The organism is uncultured Rossellomorea sp. (genome assembly GCF_947488365.1).
Classification (GTDB): domain Bacteria; phylum Bacillota; class Bacilli; order Bacillales; family Bacillaceae_B; genus Rossellomorea.
The window spans coordinates 451,493-470,623 of record NZ_CANKZT010000002.1; the positions used below are offsets into that span (position 1 = coordinate 451,493).

Annotated in this window: 17 protein-coding genes; 13 read left to right on the forward strand and 4 right to left on the reverse strand. The window is 39.6% G+C overall.

The genetic code is table 11. The features are described from left to right. Window positions 1-57 precede the first annotated feature (57 nt). Window positions 58-555: a peptidyl-prolyl cis-trans isomerase gene (locus tag Q1B03_RS09210; RefSeq protein ID WP_299740587.1), complete on the reverse strand. Its 498-nt coding sequence runs from the start codon at window positions 553-555 to the stop codon at window positions 58-60. Between the two features lie 136 nt (window positions 556-691). Here Q1B03_RS09210 and glsA point away from each other — a divergent pair, with 136 nt between their 5' ends. The 4 genes from glsA (at window position 692) to pyc (ending at window position 7,043) form a co-directional block, all read left to right on the forward strand. Further along, window positions 692-1,618, forward strand: coding sequence for a glutaminase A (gene glsA / locus Q1B03_RS09215; RefSeq protein ID WP_299741286.1), 927 nt, complete (start codon window positions 692-694; stop codon window positions 1,616-1,618). A 229-nt stretch (window positions 1,619-1,847) separates the two neighbouring features. Continuing rightward, window positions 1,848-2,129, forward strand: a complete 282-nt coding sequence (locus Q1B03_RS09220; RefSeq protein ID WP_113968349.1) for a YlaN family protein — start codon at window positions 1,848-1,850, stop codon at window positions 2,127-2,129. Window positions 2,130-2,242: 113 nt separating this feature from the next. Continuing rightward, on the forward strand, window positions 2,243-3,460 hold the full coding sequence (locus Q1B03_RS09225) for an FtsW/RodA/SpoVE family cell cycle protein (RefSeq protein ID WP_299740588.1): 1,218 nt from the start codon (window positions 2,243-2,245) through the stop codon (window positions 3,458-3,460). A 142-nt stretch (window positions 3,461-3,602) separates the two neighbouring features. Then, window positions 3,603-7,043 carry a pyruvate carboxylase gene (gene pyc, locus Q1B03_RS09230; RefSeq protein ID WP_299740589.1) on the forward strand — a complete coding sequence of 1,147 codons (3,441 nt, stop codon included), beginning with the start codon at window positions 3,603-3,605 and terminating at the stop codon, window positions 7,041-7,043. Between the two features lie 35 nt (window positions 7,044-7,078). Here the strand turns inward: pyc and Q1B03_RS09235 are convergent, their stop codons facing one another. Continuing rightward, window positions 7,079-7,996, reverse strand: a complete 918-nt coding sequence (locus Q1B03_RS09235) for a heme A synthase (protein WP_299740590.1) — start codon at window positions 7,994-7,996, stop codon at window positions 7,079-7,081. A gap of 479 nt (window positions 7,997-8,475) precedes the next feature. Here Q1B03_RS09235 and cyoE point away from each other — a divergent pair, with 479 nt between their 5' ends. The 8 genes from cyoE (at window position 8,476) to Q1B03_RS09275 (ending at window position 16,575) form a co-directional block, all read left to right on the forward strand. After that, the gene (gene cyoE, locus Q1B03_RS09240; protein WP_299740591.1) at window positions 8,476-9,390 is read left to right on the forward strand and encodes a heme o synthase; all 915 of its coding nucleotides are present in this window, start codon (window positions 8,476-8,478) and stop codon (window positions 9,388-9,390) included. Between the two features lie 102 nt (window positions 9,391-9,492). Beyond that, on the forward strand, window positions 9,493-10,569 hold the full coding sequence (gene coxB / locus Q1B03_RS09245) for a cytochrome c oxidase subunit II (protein WP_299740593.1): 1,077 nt from the start codon (window positions 9,493-9,495) through the stop codon (window positions 10,567-10,569). A gap of 29 nt (window positions 10,570-10,598) precedes the next feature. Next, window positions 10,599-12,470, forward strand: a complete 1,872-nt coding sequence (gene ctaD, locus Q1B03_RS09250) for a cytochrome c oxidase subunit I (RefSeq protein WP_299740595.1) — start codon at window positions 10,599-10,601, stop codon at window positions 12,468-12,470. After that, complete coding sequence (locus Q1B03_RS09255) at window positions 12,470-13,099, forward strand: cytochrome (ubi)quinol oxidase subunit III (protein WP_044337518.1); 630 nt, start codon at window positions 12,470-12,472, stop codon at window positions 13,097-13,099. Before ctaD ends, Q1B03_RS09255 begins: the two co-directional genes overlap by 1 nt. A gap of 4 nt (window positions 13,100-13,103) precedes the next feature. Next, on the forward strand, window positions 13,104-13,436 hold the full coding sequence (gene ctaF / locus Q1B03_RS09260) for a cytochrome c oxidase subunit IVB (RefSeq protein ID WP_044337517.1): 333 nt from the start codon (window positions 13,104-13,106) through the stop codon (window positions 13,434-13,436). 427 nt (window positions 13,437-13,863) lie between these two features. Then, window positions 13,864-14,769: a cytochrome c oxidase assembly factor CtaG gene (gene ctaG, locus Q1B03_RS09265; RefSeq protein ID WP_299740598.1), complete on the forward strand. Its 906-nt coding sequence runs from the start codon at window positions 13,864-13,866 to the stop codon at window positions 14,767-14,769. Between the two features lie 72 nt (window positions 14,770-14,841). Beyond that, complete coding sequence (locus Q1B03_RS09270; RefSeq protein WP_299740600.1) at window positions 14,842-15,303, forward strand: DUF420 domain-containing protein; 462 nt, start codon at window positions 14,842-14,844, stop codon at window positions 15,301-15,303. 126 nt (window positions 15,304-15,429) lie between these two features. Further along, window positions 15,430-16,575 (forward strand): enhanced intracellular survival protein Eis, encoded by a 1,146-nt coding sequence (locus Q1B03_RS09275; protein ID WP_299740602.1) that lies wholly within the window; start codon window positions 15,430-15,432, stop codon window positions 16,573-16,575. A gap of 129 nt (window positions 16,576-16,704) precedes the next feature. On the opposite strand, the gene ytvI is transcribed toward Q1B03_RS09275, so the two are convergent. Together ytvI and Q1B03_RS09285 are read right to left on the reverse strand one after the other, a co-directional pair. Then, window positions 16,705-17,763, reverse strand: coding sequence for a sporulation integral membrane protein YtvI (ytvI, locus tag Q1B03_RS09280; RefSeq protein ID WP_299740604.1), 1,059 nt, complete (start codon window positions 17,761-17,763; stop codon window positions 16,705-16,707). Between the two features lie 216 nt (window positions 17,764-17,979). Next, a complete protein-coding gene (locus tag Q1B03_RS09285; protein ID WP_299740606.1) occupies window positions 17,980-18,339 on the reverse strand; it encodes a YugN family protein in 360 nt (119 codons plus the stop codon). 251 nt (window positions 18,340-18,590) lie between these two features. On the opposite strand from Q1B03_RS09285, the gene Q1B03_RS09290 reads away from it, so the two are divergent. Beyond that, window positions 18,591-19,025, forward strand: coding sequence for a CBS domain-containing protein (locus tag Q1B03_RS09290; RefSeq protein WP_299740607.1), 435 nt, complete (start codon window positions 18,591-18,593; stop codon window positions 19,023-19,025). Window positions 19,026-19,131: the final 106 nt, after the last annotated feature.

Genomic DNA, 19,131 nt, shown 5'->3' on the forward strand with positions numbered 1-19,131 from the left:
TTTTTTTATAAAAATTTGACTTAGAGCTTTCTTGGGGTACGAATCATTAAAATGATATTATTCTACCCGGAATGCTCTTACATCGGTTATTGGGTTTTCTCTATTCGAACCGTCTTTGTAGTAGATATGAACGGGACCGTTTTCCCTTAGAGGCTTTCCTTCTTTTGAGAATCCAATGAGTAATTGATCTGCGTGTGCCAGATCCATGCGATATTCATCCGAGTCGGTTTCGATCACAAGAGATGTCGCATTCTCAAGAGGTTCCGCATTTGTAAGAAACGGATTCAACGGAATAGCGAATGTTCCGTTCAAAATCTTTTCCTTTTCATATTTTTTTTCTGTCTTAAGTGTAGGCGGATATGTTGCGCCTTCTTGAATTTCCCGGGACCAATGCTTGGACACGGCTTTTGTATATTCTTCTAATTCATCAATCGTCTCATTCGTTTCATCAAAATATGTAGTTAAATCAACTTTTCGATCATCAAATATCCAAACGCCCGAATCCAATGTTATCGTGAATTTCACCTTGCCTTTTATTGGGACTATGCTTTCCAATTAAGATTCCTCCTCTCGCTGATAGTTTCAGTATATCTGTTATTTAAAGGTTTGTCACACAAAGCTGAAAGCATTTTCAACGTTTTCAATCGGTGAAAGTAGGGAAACTAAAGGTAGGACTAAAGGAGCTGATACAATAGTGAATAGAACCCAGGAGCTGTTGGAAGAATTAGTGGAGAAAGCAAGGCCTTTTGCTTCAGAGGGAATGGTAGCAGATTATATACCGGCATTAAAGGATCAAAATCCCAGTGATTTGGCAATAAGTATATATACTTTGGATAATCACTCTTGTTATGCAGGAGATCATTTAAAGAAGTTCACACTCCAAAGTATATCGAAAGTCATCACTCTTGCTCTTGTCTTAATGGACTATGGGGAGGATCATGTCTTTTCAAAGGTTGGTATGGAGCCTACGGGTGATCCTTTTAATTCCATAGCAAAACTCGAAACCCATAAGCCTTCTAAACCCCTTAACCCGATGATCAACGCAGGTGCACTCGCAGTCACGAATATGATTAAAGGAAACACCGGGATGGAAAAGTGGGAACGATTAATTGAGTTCATTAATCACATGACTGGGGATACGGTATCATACAATGAAGATGTGGCTTATTCAGAACTGCAAACAGCAAATTTGAATAGATCGCTTTGTTATTTTATGAAGCAGCACGGTGTGATTACTGGAAATGTAGAAGATTTACTCGTTCTTTATACGAAACAATGTGCGGTGGAAATGAGTTGTGTCGATCTTGCTAAGATGGGAGCTGTTTTCGCTAATGATGGCGTTGACCCTGAGAGCGGGCGCGAAATTATTACGAGGGATGTTGCGAGGATTTGTAAAACATTCATGGTTACGTGCGGAATGTATAATACTTCTGGTGAATTTGCCATTAAAGTGGGCATCCCGGCCAAAAGTGGAGTGTCAGGTGGGATCATGGGGGCTGTTCCTGGAAAGTGTGGAATTGGAATCTTTGGTCCTGCACTGGATAATGTCGGGAATAGCAGTGCAGGGTTAAAGCTCCTTGAAATGCTAAGTGATGAATATTCCTGGAGTATATTTTAACCGAATGGTCCCGTCAATTACGTTCGAGTATGAATCATAGGCATTGGTAATATAGTGAGTTCTGGAATAAGAGATTGTATAAGATTTTTCACGGGGATCCCCCCAAAAAAATAATTCGAAAATCTGTCATTGAATCCCGGGGAATACACTTATTTTTCTTGCAATTTCTCTGATTTAACGATAAAATTTTAAGACAGGAAAGCTATTTGTTCGGAATGGGGGGATCACTGTGGCGTCAGAAATGACAATTAATCATCGAGAAAAAGCCTATGAGCTATTAAAGGCCGACGCAGAAAAGATTTTACAACTTATTAAAGTACAAATGGATAATTTAACGATGCCCCAATGTCCTCTTTATGAGGAAGTATTGGATACCCAAATGTTCGGATTATCTCGTGAAATAGAATTTGCAGTCCGTTTAGGATTAGTAGATGATCAAGATGGAAAAGAGCTGATTGATTCTTTGGAAAGACAACTTTCTGCCCTTCATGAAGCATCTACAAAAAAGTAAAATAGTCATGACAACTCAAACAATACATGGATCTGTTGTTTGAGTTTTTTTGTTAAGAATACTGATTGGTTAGGATTAATTTAATGATATAAGAGAAAAAGGATTGAAATGTCATGATTAAAAAAATAGCAAAATCCTATGATTATTCGTTAATAGCTGTATATGTATTTCTTTGTTTGTTTGGTCTGGTAATGATTTATAGTGCGAGTATGGTCATGGCTGTAGAACGGTTTGGCTGGGAAAGTGATCACTTCTATAAAAGGCAGATGATCAATATCATCATCGGGTTCATTGCCTTTACAATTGCAGCATGGTTTCCATACAAAGCCTTCCAAGTTGCGAAAATAATCAAGGGACTCATGTTTATTATTATTGGATTATTAATCGGGGTACATGTCTTCGGTTATGAAGTAAACAACGCAAAAAGCTGGATCAATTTAGGTTTCATGCCCATTCAGCCATCGGAGTTCGCCAAGCTGGCAGTCATCATTTATCTTGGCTCCGTATACTCCAAGAAACAGGCATACATAGATGATTTTAATAAGGGCCTTGCTCCCCCATTACTATTTTTAGGCTTTATTTGTTTTTTAGTTTTTTTAGAGCCTGACTTTGGTACAGCGGCGATCATTTTCGTCATTGGAGCAATCGTCATTTCCTGTTCAGGGATTAGTTATAAGACCTTCTTTAAACTCGCTGGTTTAGGTGTAGGGCTGTTGATAGTACTTTCACCCGTGATTTACCTGGCAAGAGGCTTTATTTTTACAAGAGAAAGACTTAGCAGGATTGAAGCGTACCTATCACCGTTCAAATATGCCCAGGGGGAAGGCTATCACTTAGTGAACTCGTATCTTGCCATCGGCTCTGGGGGGGTAAAAGGGCTTGGTTTGGGACAAAGTGTTCAGAAACTGGGGTATCTTCCTGAACCCCAAACGGATTTTATCATGGCCATCATCGCTGAAGAATTAGGTGTATTCGGTGTAAGCTTTGTGATTCTCGGTTTGTCTTATATCGTGCTCCGGGGGATCTATACTGGAGTTAAATGTCAGGATCCTTTTGGAACGATGCTGGCAATCGGAATATCGAGCATGATCGGTATCCAAGCCTTCATTAATTTAGGAGGTGTATCCGGATTAATTCCGATTACAGGTGTCCCACTTCCATTCATCAGCTATGGAGGATCGTCATTATTAGTACTATCTTTGTCGATGGGTGTCCTTGTAAATGTGTCGATGTTTGTGAAATATGAAGAAAAATATAAAACAAAGAAGGAAAATGGCTATCCTTCGGAGAATATTGATAATAGCAAAAAAATATATGGTGTAAAAATGTAGGTCACTTTGATAGAGTATCTAAAACTCTAAGTCTAGGGTCTGCCCCCTAAGATACTTCTTTATTATCTTTCGGGTCAGTCCTTTTTTCATAGACTGCATTATAGAGATTTTCAATCATGAATAGCTTAAAGGAGAGAGTGTATTGAAGAAAATTAAAAAAGTATTAGTAGCAAATCGCGGTGAAATTGCCATCCGTGTGTTCCGTGCATGTACGGAGCTTAGTATAAGAACCGTCGCCATTTACAGTAAGGAAGATTCGGGAGCATATCATCGTTATAAAGCTGATGAGGCATACTTAATAGGAGAAGGGAAGAAACCTATTGATGCTTATTTAGATATAGAGGGGATTATTCGAATCGCAAAGAACGCTGATGTCGATGCCATCCATCCTGGTTATGGGTTTCTTTCTGAAAATATTCATTTTGCCAGACGTTGTGAAGAAGAGGGGATTATTTTTATTGGGCCTCATTCAGAGCACTTAAATATGTTTGGGGATAAAGTTAAGGCACGACATCAGGCTCAATTAGCTAATATCCCTGTTATTCCGGGAACAGATGGCCCCGTAGAGACTTTGGAAGAGGTCATTGCCTTCGGGAAGGACCATGGCTTCCCAATCATCATTAAAGCCTCATTAGGTGGTGGTGGACGCGGAATGCGTATCGTCCGTAACCTGGAAAGCTTGAAAGAAGCCTATGAGCGCGCTAAATCTGAAGCGAAAGCAGCTTTCGGAAATGATGAAATATATGTTGAGAAATTTGTGGAGAATCCTAAGCACATTGAAGTTCAAATACTTGGGGATGAAGACGGCAATATTGTTCACTTGTATGAACGGGATTGTTCCATCCAGAGACGTCACCAAAAGGTAGTTGAAATAGCACCATCCGTATCTTTGAGTGATCAGCTGAGAGAAGATATTTGTGAGGCAGCCGTCCGTTTAATGGATAATGTAAAGTATGTAAACGCCGGAACGGTTGAGTTCCTGGTTGCAAATGATCAGTTCTATTTCATTGAGGTAAACCCTCGCGTTCAAGTAGAGCATACGATTACGGAAATGGTTACAGGGGTAGATATCGTTCAGTCTCAATTGATGATTGCAGAAGGACATGCCTTACATAGCAGTAAGCTTGGGATTCCTGTTCAAGAAGAGATCCGGACAAATGGGTTTGCGATTCAATCCCGTGTTACAACAGAAGATCCATTAAATAACTTTATGCCTGACACGGGGAAAATCATGGCTTATCGTTCAGGAGGCGGATTCGGGGTTCGATTGGATGCAGGTAACGGCTTCCAGGGAGCAGTCATTACACCATACTATGATTCACTTCTTGTTAAACTGTCTACTTGGGCTTTAACCTTTGAACAAGCTGCATCGAAAATGGTCAGAAATCTTCAAGAATTTAGAATACGTGGAATCAAGACGAATATTCCGTTCTTAGAAAATGTTGTTAAGCATGAAAACTTTATTACAGGTAAATACGATACATCCTTTATTGACACGACACCTGAACTGTTTATTTTTCCGAAACGAAAAGACCGTGGTACGAAGATGCTTACTTATATCGGAAATGTAACCGTAAATGGTTTCCCGGGAATCGAGAAGAAGAAAAAGCCAGTATTCTCTAAGCCTAGGATTCCATCCCTTGACTTGAAACAAGACTTCAAACCCGGGACAAAGCAAATTTTAGATCAACATGGTGCCGAAGGGTTGGTTAATTGGGTCAAGGAACAAAACTCAGTACTTCTGACTGATACAACTTTCCGGGATGCGCACCAATCTTTACTTGCTACGCGTGTCAGAACAAATGACCTGAAGCAAATTGCAGAGCCTACATCTCATTTACTTCCGGATATGTTCTCCTATGAAATGTGGGGAGGGGCAACGTTCGATGTAGCCTACCGTTTCCTAAAGGAAGATCCTTGGAATCGATTATTAACAATGAGAGAGCGCATTCCAAATGTTCTATTCCAAATGCTTCTGAGAGCATCCAATGCCGTTGGTTATAAGAACTACCCTGATAATGTCATTAAAGAATTTGTTGAGAAATCCGCATTTGCAGGTATAGACGTCTTCAGAATATTTGACAGTTTAAACTGGGTTAAGGGGATGGAAGTAGCGATTGATGCTGTAAGACAAAGCGGAAAAATCGCCGAGGCTGCCATTTGCTATACCGGAGACATAGATGATCCTACCCGAACAAAGTATAGTATTGATTACTATAAGGATATGGCAAAAGAGTTAGAAGCAAGCGGAGCGCATATTTTAGCGATTAAAGATATGGCAGGGCTCTTAAAACCTCAGGCTGCCTACCGACTAATTTCGGAACTTAAAGATACCGTTAGCCTGCCTATCCACTTACACACTCATGACACGAGCGGTAACGGAATATACACATACGCAAGAGCTGTTGAAGCTGGTGTAGATATTGTCGATACAGCACTAAGCACAATGTCGGGACTAACATCTCAACCAAGTGCCAACACGCTATACTACGCATTAAAAGGAACCGAAAGAGAACCGAATGTAAATATTAACTCACTGGAAACTCTTTCTCACTATTGGGAAGACATTCGAAAGTATTATACAGACTTTGAAAGCGGCATGATGTCTCCACATTCAGAGGTCTATAAGCACGAAATGCCAGGGGGGCAATATAGTAACCTTCAGCAGCAGGCAAAAGCTGTAGGACTTGGGCACCGTTGGGAAGAAGTGAAAGAAATGTATGCAAGGGTCAACCACCTCTTTGGGGATATCGTAAAGGTTACTCCTTCATCTAAAGTCGTGGGAGATATGGCATTATTTATGGTTCAGAATGATCTATCAGAAGAAGATGTAATCGAAAAAGGTGAAAAAATCGATTTCCCTGACTCAGTGGTAGAATTATTCGAAGGGTACCTTGGACAACCTCATGGAGGATTCCCGAAAGACTTACAAAGTGTGATTCTGAAAGGGCGCACTCCATTGAACGTTCGTCCAGGAGAGCTCCTTGATGATGTGGACTTTACCGCCCTTAAAGAAAAGCTCTTCGAGGATCTTCAGCGTCCTGTCACGAGCTTTGATGCCCTTGGATATGCCCTGTATCCGAAAGTGTTCATGGAATACGCACAAACAATGGATCAGTTTGGAGATATTTCAGTTCTTGATACCCCGACTTTCTTATTCGGGATGAGACTGGGTGAAGAAATAGAGGTGGAAATCGAAACTGGGAAGACACTGATTGTTAAGCTTGTTTCGATTGGTCAGGCTCAGGCAGATGGTACACGAATCGTTTATTTCGAGCTGAATGGCCAGGCCCGTGAGGTTGTCATTAAGGATGAAAGTATTAAATCAACAGTTGCAGCCAAGATGAAGGCAGATGTGAAGAATGAAAATCATATCGGGGCTTCCATGCCAGGAACCGTTATAAAGGTCATTGCAGAAAAAGGAGAAACGGTTGAAAAAGGAGATCATCTAATGATCACAGAAGCCATGAAAATGGAAACGACCGTTCAAGCTCCGTTTGCAGGGGTAGTTAAAGACATTTATGTACAAAACGGCGATGCCATTAATCCTGGAGATCTATTAATTGAAGTGCAAAAAGCATAAAGAAAAGGATTCCGGATAAGTCCGGAATCCTTTTTCTATTCTTTAAGTTTACTTCTTGAAGCAAGTAAAATGAAGTAGCATAGTAAACCGAATAAACAAGAGATGATCAATGCGTGTAATAAAGCGATCCCAAGGTTCAATCGTGTGAACACAACGAGTGCTCCGGACATGACTTGAAGAGATACCAGCGTAAATGCAATGATCCATCCCCAATAAATAACCTTCTGGTGTTTATGCTCTTTAATCGCAATATATGTGATATATGCAATCCATAAGAAAATGAGTCCTGCTGCTGTTCGATGTCCCATCTGAATCCATTCATAGAGATTTGTGGGCAGACCCGGGGACGAATTGACACATAGCGGCCAATCCTTACATACTAAGCTTGAATCCGTATGTCTTACTAAAGCTCCAGTATAAACAACAATGTAACTATATAAAGTGACCCCGATTGTATGAAATCTCATGCGTTTATTGATGACCAATGAGTGGGCATCAAATTTCTGGTCGACTTCAAAAATCAGCAGTGTCAATAATAAGATTGAAGCAAATGATATAAGAGAAATTCCAAAATGCAATGCGAGTACGAAGTCTGATTGTCCCCAAAGTACAGCGGCAGCTCCAATAAGACCTTGTAATACTAAGAAAAAGAAAGAGAGTGCAGCAAGAAATTTCGTTTCGCGCTTATATCCAATCGCTCTCCATGACCATATTGATAAGGCCAATACCAGTAAGCCTACACCACCGGAGACAACCCGATGTGCTAATTCTATGACAAGCTCAAATGTAATATCAGTTGGAATTAATTGCCCGTTACATAGTGGCCAAGACCGGCCGCATCCCATACCAGATTCTGTCTTTGTTACAAGGGCTCCTCCTAATAGAACAAATAACATGCCAAGAGTAGTGAGGACGGCAAGCCATTTTAATCCTTTGTGAACACCTTTATGCAATCTATTCACCTTCTTAACTAATAGACTCTACACACTTTCTAAATTATAAATATAGTAGAAAAATATATATGCCCCTACGATAATACATAAAAGGTCAGTAAAACTCAACCGATAAAATGTTACAGAATTATGAGCATGATAATTAATTATATGAAGAGAATAGGTATTAGTAGATAATGACTAATTTGCAGAAAAACAAAATCTGTAAGCGCTTAGCTTCGTTTTATGGTATGATGGGTTTAAAATGTTTGTAGAAATTTGAAGAAACCTCTGCGCTTTTCTTTCTTCACAATTTCTTCACATAATTGTCTAATTCTCCCCCAAAAAGGAAAAAATATATGGTTTAATATAATATTGATAGCATATATACTATTTCTTATCTGTGCATGTTAACAGGTGATATAGAAATAGTGAAACATTTCCTATATAGTATAGAGGTGGCAACTGGCCTCTGGCTTTTTATAGAGAGGAGGAAGAAAATGGCTAATAGTCGAATGATGACAAACGTAGAAGAAGCAGATTTGACAACCTCAACTGCGTGGAAGGATTTTTTAGCATTAATCAAAATTGGTATCGTTAATTCAAATTTAATTACAACCTTTACAGGTATGTGGTTAGCTTTTTACTTTACGAATACGCACTTTCTAAATTCTCTTGATATAATGTTCCTTACATTGATAGGTTCTTCCCTTATTATTGCGGGTTCTTGCACCATTAATAATGTGTATGATCGTGACATCGACCATCTGATGGAACGTACAAAAGCACGTCCTACCGTAACGGGCAAGATCAATGGACCTAAAGCATTGTCTTTGGGATTAATAATGATTGCAGTGGGAATCATTATGTTATTTATGACCACTGTTACTGCAGGTGTAATAGGAATTATCGGGGTATTTAGTTATGTTGTATTATATACAATGTGGTCAAAGAGAAAATATGTGAGCAACACGATTGTAGGAAGTATCTCTGGCGCGGTTCCACCATTAATCGGTTGGGCAGCTGTTGATGCAAACCTTGATGTAATCGCTTGGGTACTATTCTTAATGATGTTTATCTGGCAGCCACCTCATTTCTACGCATTAGCGATGAAGAGGGTGGAAGAATACAGGGCAGCGAATATCCCAATGCTTCCAGTGGTGAAGGGATTTGCTACCACAAAGCACCATATCGTAGCATGGGTTGCAGCTTTATTGCCACTTCCATTCTTCTTGATGGATTTAGGAATGTTCTTCTTTGTCCTTGCAACAGCCTTTAACATTGGCTGGCTGGCACTGGGTCTCGCAGGTTACAAAATGAAAGACGATATTAAGTGGTCGAAACTTATGTTTGTCTATTCACTAAATTATTTAACTATCTTGTTCGTAGCGATGGTAATCGTTACCGTAATTTAAGATTAGTGGGAATTCTTTCTGATAAGAAATCCAAATAGATATTTTCATGAGTCCTTGTTTTATTCAAAAGTATATTACACGAAAGAGGGGTTTGATTAAGCTATGAAAGCAAGGCTATCTAAGTGGCGCTTATTCTCAATTGTAGCAATGTTAGCGCTAGTTCTTTCTGGTTGTGGAGAGCCATTTCTCTCCACATTACAGCCAGCTGGTGAAGTAGCACAGTCACAATATGATTTAATGATACTGTCTACATTAATAATGGTATTAGTAATCATTGTAGTAGTCATCGTCTATATGGTGGCAATTATTCGTTTCCGCAGAAAAAAGGGAGATACTACTATCCCGAAACAAGTTGAAGGTAGTCACACACTTGAAATCGTGTGGACAGTAATACCAATAATCCTTCTTCTTATCCTGGCTGTTCCAACCGTAACGTCGACTTTCGAATTAGCGGATACAAAAGCTATGGACAAAAAAGACGCAGATGGTAATCGCGAAGCTTTAGTTATAAATGTTCGCGCTAATCTTTACTGGTGGGAATTTGAGTATGAGGATGAAAAAATCATCACTTCACAGGACTTAGTTGTCCCAACCGATCAAAGGGTTTACTTCAATGTTACGGCTTCTGACGTTAAGCACTCTTTCTGGATTCCGGCAGCTGGAGGAAAGATTGATACAAACGTCGACAACGTAAACACATTCTTCCTTGAATTTGATGGAGAAAAGTCTAAAGAAGCAGGCGGATTATTCTACGGGAAATGTGCTGAGCTATGTGGACCTTCTCATGCACTAATGGACTTTAAAGTAAAAGCGCTTCCTAAGGAAGAGTTTACGGCATGGGTAGAAGATATGAAAAATGCAGGAGAACCTAAACCAACTTCTGATTTAGCACAACAAGGACAAGAAATCTTCAACCAAAAATGCTTAAGCTGTCACGCAGTATCACCTCAGGATGGACGTCCTGAATCAGCACGTCTTGCTCCGAACTTAGCAAACTTTGGTGAGCGTACCCGAATCGCAGGTATTTTAGATCACAATGAAGAAGAACTAAAAAATTGGTTAGTTGACCCTGAGCAGTACAAGCCAGGAAATAAAATGACAGGTACATACGGTAACCTGAAGGAAGATGAACTTGATGCCCTTGCAGAATATTTAATGGGATTAAAAGTTCAAGATTAATTGGGGATTAGTTAAAGGGAGGTTTAATCGTGAGTAGCTATGCACAGAAAAAAGGCTTCGGCGCGACTGTTTGGGACTACTTAACAACAGTAGACCACAAAAAGATCGCCATCCTTTACCTTATGGCAGGAGGATTCTTCTTCCTAGTCGGTGGATTGGAAGCTCTTATCATTCGTATACAGCTGGCTGTTCCTAACAATGACTTTGTTAGTGCAGGCTTATACAACGAAGTTTTAACAATGCACGGTACAACGATGATTTTCTTAGCGGCCATGCCGTTGATTTTCGCATTCATGAATGCGGTTGTACCATTACAAATCGGTGCTCGTGACGTTGCATTTCCATTCCTGAATTCATTAGGTTTTTGGTTATTCTTCGCAGGTGGGGTTTTCCTTAACCTCTCATGGTTCTTAGGAGGAGCACCAGATGCAGGGTGGACATCATATGCTTCACTTTCAATGGCATCTAAAGGGCATGGTATTGATTTCTATGTACTAGGTTTACAGATTTCAGGTGCAGGAACATTAATAGGTGGGATCAACTTCCTTGTAACCATCATTAATATGCGTGCCCCTGGTATGACCTACATGCGTATGCCGCTATTTACATGGACAGTATTTGTTACCTCGGCACTTATTTTATTCGCGTTTCCTGCATTAACGGTAGGGTTATTCTTAATGTTATTTGATCGTATGTTCGGATCGAATTTCTTTGATGTAGCGAATGGCGGTAACACCATTATTTGGGAGCATTTCTTCTGGATTTTTGGTCACCCTGAGGTATACATCCTTGTATTGCCTGCTTTCGGAATTTTCTCTGAGATCATTCCACACTTCTCTAGAAAACGTTTATTCGGTTACTCATCCATGGTATTTGCGACCGTGCTTATCGGTTTCTTAGGCTTCATGGTTTGGGCTCACCATATGTTTACAGTAGGTCTTGGACCAATCGCAAATGCAATCTTCGCCGTTGCGACAATGGCCATTGCCGTACCAACAGGTATCAAAATCTTTAACTGGCTCCTTACCATGTGGGGAGGAAGTATCAGCTTCACGACTCCAATGCTCTACGCAGTAGCGTTTATTCCTACTTTCGTAGCCGGTGGGGTTACTGGAATCATGAACGCAGCTGCAACAGCTGACTATCAATTCCATGATACGTATTTCGTTGTTGCCCATTTCCACTACGTTATCGTAGGTGGGGTAGTATTTGCCCTATTAGCAGGTACTCACTATTACTGGCCAAAAATGTTCGGTACAATGTTAAATGATTTCTTAGGGAAGATCGCTTTCTGGTTATTCTTTATCGGATTCCACTTAACATTCTTTATTCAGCATTTCCTTGGCTTAATGGGTATGCCTCGTCGCATTTGGAAGTTCTTGCCTGGTCAAGGGTTAGAAACAGGAAACCTGATCTCTTCTATTGGAGCAGGCTTCATGGGAGTAGCGGTTATTGTTCTTCTTGTTAATGTCATCATGACTCAAGTCAAAGGTGTTAAGGTTTCTAATGACCCTTGGGGAGATGGTCGTACGATTGAATGGGCGATCCCATCACCACCGCCATTCTATAACTTCAAGCAAACTCCACTTATCCGTGGTTTGGATGCTTATTGGTTAGAGAAAATGGAGGGTAAAAAAGACTTAACTCCAGCAGAACCAATCGGAGACATTCATATGCCGAATAACTCCATCTTACCGGTGATCATTTCACTCGGATTATTTATCGCAGCGTTTGGTGCTATGTATCATCCGGATGGTGATAAAGCATGGGCAATTCCTGTTCTGGTAATTGGTATGCTTATTACATTAGGTGCAATGTTCTTCCGTTCAGTACTTGATGATCATGGATATCATGTTCACAAAGAAGATTTAATGGATGATGATAAAGGGGGTAAGGCATAATGCACGCTGAAGAAAAATTCACGCCAAAGACCTGGCCAGCCTCCCCTGAAAAGGCAACCCTTGAGGGGAAAAACAAGTTCATGGGCTTCTGGTTTTTCCTTGGTGGAGAAACGGTTCTTTTCGGATCTCTTTTTGCAACATATTTAGCGCTTAAAGACAAAGTCCCTAGTGACAGTCATGCACTTGCTGCTGACATCTTCGATCTACCACTTGCATTTATTGCAACTATGTTACTTTTAACAAGTTCTCTTACAAGTGTTTATGCAATGTATCATATGAAGAATTATAACTTCCAACGTATGCAGGCTTGGTTATTAGTCACGGTTCTTCTAGGTGCAGCGTTCCTTGGATTAGAGATTTATGAGTTTAATCATTACGTACATGAATACGGGCATACTTTTACTAGTAGTGCATTTGGTTCAGCCTTCTACACACTAGTTGGATTCCACGGAGGACACGTAGCTTTCGGTCTTCTATGGATTGTAAGCTTAATGCTTCGTAACGCTAAACGTGGTTTAAACCTTTACAATGCTCCAAAGTTCTATTTAGCTTCTCTATACTGGCACTTTATCGACGTTGTATGGGTATTTATCTTTACAGTAGTATACTTAATGGGAATGGTGGGATAAACTGATGGCGAATCAACAATCAAATTCAGGTAACCCAAGTGTAGATTACGAATATCGTCGTAAGAAAAATGCAGAAGACATGAGAATGCAGGTTACATCCTTCATGTTAATGATTTTCTTAACATTAGTGGCGTTCATTGCAGTGGCAGGAGATTTTGATAAGTACTTTATTGTACCTTTCATCCTCTTACTTGCAGTCGTTCAACTAATTTTTCAACTTTATTACTTCATGCATATGAGTCATAAAGGTCATGAAGCTCCTGCATTATTCCTGTACTCTGGTGCACTTGTTGCATTTATCACAGTGTTAGCATTTGTAACGATTGTATGGATCTAAAGAAAAAGTCAGCCTTATGGCTGGCTTTTTTTCGTTGGAGTGGGATTTTTCCCAATGTGCTTGTCGGGCCTGTACAGTCGGCTCCGCTTTTCATTGTCCAGCTCCAGCGGCTAGGCCCTCGAGGTCATAAGCCACTTCTGCCAAAAAGGCAAAAAACGCCTTTCCGGCAGAATCGTCTTATGCTTGTCGGGCCTGTTCAAGCCGCTTCCGCTTTTCATTGTCCAGCTGCGCCTCCTAGTCCCTCGAGGTCACATTGAGAAAACCCAATAAGGCAAAGAACGCCTTTTTGGGTTTTCCCAATGTGCTTGTCGGGCCTGTACAGTCGGCTCCGCTTTTCTAATTGTCAAGAACTTGTCATTACCTTACATTGAAGTGGGGGAGGGTTGTCAGTATAATGGGGTTAGGAAACGTGAAATGAGGTGAAGAAATGCCTTTAGGTATTTTTGGTTTTATGGCTTTATGGAGCCCGTTTTTTTTCTTGGCTTTAGCATTTATAACGGTCGTGTATTTCTTAATCACTGTCAAATGGAGAGACAGCTTTAAAGAAAGTAAAAAACTGACCAGCAAAGAAGCCACTTATTTTATTCTATCAATGGTTCTCTTATATGGAATTAAGGGTTCGCCAGTAGAAATTATGAGCACAATTTTATTTTCTGCTCACATGGCACAAATGGCGTTACTATATTTAGTGGTAACTCCTCTGCTCGTGTTAGGAATACCTAAATGGGTCTGGAAAGCTGCAGTTGAGTTACCAGTGGTTAAGCAAATCTTTAAGTTTATGACAAAACCATTGATCTCTTTACTATCTTTCAATATCATCTTTTCGATTTATCATATTCCTTTAGTGTTTGATAATGTCAGAACTGATGCTACTCTTCACGGTTTGGCGACCATCATTCTATTCTTGCTAGCCTTATTCATGTGGTGGCCTTTACTAAATCCAGTGGATGACGATATTGATTTAAGTGGGCTCAAGCGTATTGGATATATTCTTGGGAGTGCAGTCTTATTGACACCGGCATGCGGTTTGATTATTTTTGCCGAGAATCCTTTATATGCCCCTTATTATGATCCACAAGAGTTTCTTAAAGCATTGGCACTATGTGTGCCTGTTAATACTCTTGAAGGGTTGACGCTGACTGGGCCGGAATTATTTACTGATATGTCTACACAAAATGATCAGCAGCTTGGCGGAGTGATCATGAAGATTGTTCAGGAGATTGTATTTGGAGTTATGCTATTCAACCTGTTTTTTCAATGGTATCGCAAAGATCAGGAGAAACAAGAAAAGCTCTCGTATGATCCCATTGATCCAAAATTGACAGAACAGTAACGAATCAGGGGATGATTAACTTCATTCCTCTAAGTACATAGCTTAGTATTTTTAGAAAAGAGAGGAATAGAGATGGGTTTACCTATTTTACCTACAATTAGTACCACCTTCATCGTATTAAGTGCAGTGACAGTCGCAATTGGATGGTGGCAGATTAAACAGAGAAAGATTGAGCAACATCAGAAAACCATGACACTTGCAGGTATTTTTGCGCTTATCTTTTTCATCATTTATATGAGCAGAACGATATTTGTTGGAAATACGTCTTTTGGCGGTCCTGATAGCATTAAGATTTATTATACGGTTTTCTTGGTTTTCCATATTACTTTGGCCACAACGGGTGCTGTATTTGGTTTAATGAGCTTGTGGACAGGATATAAAGATCGTTTAGCGAGGCACCGTAAGCTGGGACCGATCACTAGTTTAATCTGGTTCTTTACGGCTATTACAGGAGTCGCTGTGTATCTCCTCCTTTACGTATTCTACAAAGGCGGAGAAACAACCTCAGTCATTCGGGCAATCCTGGGATATTAAAGAAAAACCTATTATGTGATACATCACATAATAGGTTTTTTTCTTTGTTTAATAAATGGTGATTTACTAAAGGGAATGGTAGAATACCCGTCGAATGTAGAAATAGTAGAAGGGAGCAGAAAAATAATGATTACAAAATTAAACTACGATCAATTTGAAGAATCCTTACAGTTATCCGAATATGCGTTTCAGTATGCTGTACCAAGTGAAGACAGGGAGAGACGTTTTCAACAAACTAAAGAACATACTGTATATGGAATATATGAAGAAGAAAAATTAGCAGCAAAGCTTCACCTGATACCTTTGGAAATACAGATGGGGAAACAGGTGTACCCCATGGGGGGCATTGCAGGAGTCGCCACCTATCCGGAGTTTAGAAGAAGAGGGCACATACGTCAATTGATGAACCATTCATTACTAATGATGAAGGAAGAAGGCAAAGTCATATCCATGCTTCATCCATTTTATATTGATTTCTATCGTAAATTCGGCTGGGAGGTATTTACATTCTTCCACAAGGTACAGCTTGAGAAGAAGGACCTTGTACCTTTAAAACCTCACAATGGCCACATTAAAAGATTTACCAAGGATACGTATCCCAATGAATTAGAAGTGGTTTATAATCGTTACGCGGAAGACTATAATGGTATGCTCGTCCGTTCTGAAAACTGGTGGAGGGAAAGAAGCATCACGGATTTATGGATAGCTATATATTATAATGAACAAGGTGACGCAACCGGATATCTTACATATGAAGTGAAAAAGGAAAAGATAAAGGTTGAAGAATTTATTCCACTTACAAGTGATGCAAGAATTGGATTATGGAACTTTATTTGTCAGCACGACTCCATGGTAAAAGAGGCAGAGCTTATTTTGAATCCGTGTGAAGCCTTACCGTATATGTTGAAGGACCCTGCAGTTAAAATGGAGAAGTACCCATACTTTATGGCAAGAATCGTCGACGTGGAAAACTTCTTAAAGAAACATGTAAAAGAAATCAATTTTTCCTATCAACTGTCACTTTCCATTACTGATTCAACAGCTGCCTGGAATAACAATACTTTCATTGTTAACAAAAATGAAGTGCTCGCGGGAGGAAAGGTGGAGGATCCTATCTCAATGGATATAAACACTTTTTCCGGGTTAGCTTTTGGAGTACATACCCCACAGGCTCTAATCCAAATGGGAAAACTCCAATGCGGAGATGGGGAGCTTCATAAGCTAAAAGCCTTATCGCAGGGAAAACAGCCGTTTTTTTATGATTTCTTTTAAAATGAAGTCCGTGAGTCCGTCTTAACAGATCAACAAAAATGTGACATAGCCAAAGAAATTATCATTACAGATTCAGAAAAGGACAAATAGAAAAGGACAAATCCTAGTCGATAGGATTTGTCCTTTAAATTATAACTTGAAATTCGTTTTTATAATACCTGCCTCTTTAGCGGAGTTAAACACAATGAGTAATAATGGACCGATGATAAAGCCCAATACACCAAAGAGTTTAAGCCCGAGATACATGGCGATCAATGTAGCAAGCGGAGATAAACCAATATGGGTACCCATCACCTTAGGCTCTACCGTTCTTCTAATAATAAGCAGAATGGCAGCTAATACAGCAAGTTGGGTTCCTAATGCGATATTTCCTGTCAGCAGATGGAAAATAGCCCAAGGGCCCAACACGACGATCGATCCAATCAAAGGAATAAAGTCAATCACCCATATGATGATCGACATAACGATCGCAACATCGGGAGCTATAAATAATAATCCGATTAAGGAAACGATAAAGATGATAATACTCACCAGGAATTGAGCTTTAAAGAATCCAAAAATAACGTAAGTGAGTCGGGAAGTCATAAACGTTACTTTCTCTGCAGTTCTTTCTGTCAAGTGACCATAAATGGATTTCTTAATGCGTGGTAAATCCAACATGAATAGAAAAAGAGCTATTAAGTAAACGAGAAAACTTACTAAGTAATTGGGTATATAAGATAAAAATACGCTTATCTTTTCAATATTTACAGAGTTAAGAATTTTCGTCTTTCCACTATTCAGGAAGTTTTGAACGTCTTCACTGAAGCTTTTCACTAATTCATCAGGAAGATCCTCCGTCGCGTTCAACAGCCTATCCTCATAATCAAGCCATATATCGCTCAACTGGTTAACATATTTCGGTGCATCTTCTATCAGCTTGATACCTTCACCAACGACTTTGGTAGTAACGAAGAACGAGGAAACGCTAATAAGAAGTAGAAACAGTATAAAAACGGAAAGTACCGCAATTCGACGTTTTGCCGAGAAACGCTTTTGAATAAAGCTAACGGCAGGCTCCAGGAAAAGAGCAGTAATAATCGCAGTAATTAAGGGGACGGAAACTGGTAATATAAAAAAAGCAGTTATAGCAAGTATTAAGAAGATCAGCGTAATCATTAATACCTTTTTCGTGAAAAACTTTGACAATTGTGTACCCCTTTCTAACAGAAACCTCTTACTATATATTATATGAGAGAATGTGAAGAATGAACAGTAGGAAGAAAATGAAATTTCAAAGGATTTATTTCTGTTTAATACACGTTCTATCGAATGTTGAATAGGGGAGATTGAAGGATAGGTCCACTCTAAATGAGACATAGAAAAAGACTGTCTGAAGATAGACAGTCTAATCATAATCAGATATTACCAAGCGAAGTTCGTTGCTTCTTTTTTGACATCTGCAATAAGTTTTTCACAAGAAGTGACCAGGTGTTTAGGGAATTCTTCACCTTCACCGTATTCTACACCATGTGGATAATAGTGCTTACCTAATAGTGGGGTCATTAATTGAATAACGGCGTCATGCTTACCGATATCTCCTTCAACAGCAAGACCTTGAATTCGTAAATAGAAAATACCTTCTCTAATTTCGAATTTGCGATCGTATGTTACTCTTTCGTAATCCCATTGACCTGCACGAACAAGACCATGAGATTCCATGATTTCGTCTAATCGGTTTAAATCCACTTTTAAGCTTTCAAATTCTGTTCCTTCAAAACGCATAATAATTCCCTCCTATATTGTCTGGCATGATGGCTATGGAGCCCACATGCTATACGTATGGTAGAAGCATTTATATCGGTGTATGTACAATGATACTAATGCGGTATTTCTCATTCTTAATAATAGTGGAAAAACCTTTATCTTGCAATGTCTTGCATCATTTGATTATGTCATTTTTATAAAAGGTGAATATCCTTCAGGAGAAAGTGAAAAATATAGAAAGTGATTCTGAACGCATGAGGAGGATAAATATGACCAAAATCAAGGAAATAATGACAAAAGACGTTGAAACCTGTTCATTACTGGACAATGTCTATGAGGTTGCTCTTAAAATGAAGGAACATAATGTAGGATCCATTCCCATCGTGGATGGTGAAAAGATTGTTGGAATGATGACAGACCGGGATATCGTCCTCCGCTGTATTGCTGAAAAACACCCAGCTTCATCAAAGGTAGAGGACATTATGAGTACACACTTAATAACCATTGGCCCTGAGAGCGAAGCAGAAGAAGCGGCTCATATCATGGCCGAGCATCAGATTCGCAGACTCCCTATTGTCGATGGAGACCGATTGCTCGGGATGGTCTCTTTAGGTGATTTTGCTATAAGGGAATCACTGGGCAGACAGGCCTACGTTGCGTTAGAAAATATATCTGAATCGAATTTCAGAAATAAACCGTTTTAATCTTGAGGAGATGATCTTTGATCATCTCTATTATAATTGGGACAGAAACCTCTCCCATTAGAGATTCATTTGTTTTAGAACGAATGAAAATATGCTATCCTTTATA

Coding starts and splice junctions, on each gene's coding strand:
- ctaG (WP_299740598.1), top strand. CDS start 13,864: ATGCCTTTAGGTATTTTTGGTTTTATGGCTTTATGGAGCCCGTTTTTT.
- Q1B03_RS09285 (WP_299740606.1), bottom strand. CDS start 18,339: ATGCGTTTTGAAGGAACAGAATTTGAAAGCTTAAAAGTGGATTTAAAC.
- coxB (WP_299740593.1), top strand. CDS start 9,493: ATGAAAGCAAGGCTATCTAAGTGGCGCTTATTCTCAATTGTAGCAATG.
- Q1B03_RS09255 (WP_044337518.1), top strand. CDS start 12,470: ATGCACGCTGAAGAAAAATTCACGCCAAAGACCTGGCCAGCCTCCCCT.
- ctaF (WP_044337517.1), top strand. CDS start 13,104: ATGGCGAATCAACAATCAAATTCAGGTAACCCAAGTGTAGATTACGAA.
- Q1B03_RS09290 (WP_299740607.1), top strand. CDS start 18,591: ATGACCAAAATCAAGGAAATAATGACAAAAGACGTTGAAACCTGTTCA.
- Q1B03_RS09275 (WP_299740602.1), top strand. CDS start 15,430: ATGATTACAAAATTAAACTACGATCAATTTGAAGAATCCTTACAGTTA.
- Q1B03_RS09270 (WP_299740600.1), top strand. CDS start 14,842: ATGGGTTTACCTATTTTACCTACAATTAGTACCACCTTCATCGTATTA.
- Q1B03_RS09225 (WP_299740588.1), top strand. CDS start 2,243: ATGATTAAAAAAATAGCAAAATCCTATGATTATTCGTTAATAGCTGTA.
- cyoE (WP_299740591.1), top strand. CDS start 8,476: ATGGCTAATAGTCGAATGATGACAAACGTAGAAGAAGCAGATTTGACA.